The following is a 761-nucleotide window of genomic DNA, read 5'->3' on the forward strand; positions in this document are numbered from 1 at the left end:
GCTGCTGCCGGGCGGTGCTTATGGTCCCGGCTGGCTGAAAATCGAGAGCAGCGGTGCCCGGCTGTCCCTGCCGGTGGAAAACCCGTATGAGGAAATTTACCTGAACAAAACGGCCTGGTGGCGGCTGTGTGAACAGGATTTACTGCTAGATAATACAGAAGATGAGTGGAATAAATATGAGAAGAGGATAAATGAGGAAGTTCAAGAGTTTATTGAAAAATTAAATGACAGATATCATCCGCAGACCTGGCTGTTTTACGGTGCCAGTGCAAACAATCCGTCTGATGCATTCCTGACGTGGAAAGAGCGGATCCCGCTGTACGTGAAGGAGGCGCAGAGGATCCGGAAGGATTCCGCTGAGCCGCTTGAGCTCTCCCCGTTAAGAACCCATGAGCTGATTTCGGCGGGGACACCCGGTGACGGCACCGTGCCGGTCAAGGCGATACGCACCTCATCTCCCCATGTTCGGGGCGTGCTGGCGACCGATGTCGATCATGAAGGGGCCTATGCCGCTGACCCCGTGGATCGTTCGCGTTCGGTTTAAAGTGACCTGTCAGATGCCCTGGTGTTCACGGTCCGCTCGGTGGTGAAAATCGTGCAGCAGGTGCCGCCTCCATGAAAAAAATCCCGCTTCAGCTGCTTACCTCGCTGGCGATAGTGCTGCTGGCGGCAGGATTCTATATTCACAATTTTGTGACGTTTGTGCATCCGCCACCGGCGTTAACGGACAAGGAAAAACGTATGGTCGATACCCTGTTTGC

General features: G+C 54.3%; 1 pseudogene. It reads left to right on the forward strand.

What is annotated here, in order from left to right:
* Positions 1 to 544 (forward strand): annotated as a pseudogene (locus NV64_RS23560) (acetyltransferase); the annotation flags it as partial.
* Positions 545 to 761 lie beyond the last annotated feature (217 nt).

The organism is Erwinia sp. B116 (assembly GCF_002865965.1).
Classification (GTDB): domain Bacteria; phylum Pseudomonadota; class Gammaproteobacteria; order Enterobacterales; family Enterobacteriaceae; genus Erwinia.